This window comes from Leifsonia sp. SIMBA_070 (assembly GCF_046534635.1).
GTDB lineage: Bacteria > Actinomycetota > Actinomycetes > Actinomycetales > Microbacteriaceae > Leifsonia.
Genome location: NZ_JAWRYK010000384.1, coordinates 1 through 266, shown reverse-complemented (window position 1 = coordinate 266; position 266 = coordinate 1). Strand labels below are relative to the sequence as shown.

The 266-nt window shown below is 64.7% G+C and carries 1 protein-coding gene; it reads left to right on the top strand.

The window, feature by feature from the left end:
• Positions 1 to 266: aminotransferase class III-fold pyridoxal phosphate-dependent enzyme (locus SB754_RS20770; RefSeq protein WP_410784245.1), on the top strand; the 266-nt coding region annotated here is incomplete at both ends.

The window sequence follows — 266 nt, the reverse complement described above, 5'->3', positions numbered from 1 at the left end:
CCGGCTCGGAGGCCAACGACACCGCCATCAAGATGGTGTGGTACTACAACAACGCGCTGGGCCGGCCGGAGAAGAAAAAGATCATCAGCCGCGTCAAGGGCTACCACGGCGTCACCATCGCCGCCGCCAGCCTGACGGCCATGCCCTACGTGCAGACCGACTTCGACGTTCCGATCCCCAACATCATCCATACGGGCTGCCCGCACCACTACCGCTTCGCCGAAGACGGCGAGAGCGAGGAGGCCTTCACCGACCGTTTGGCGCGC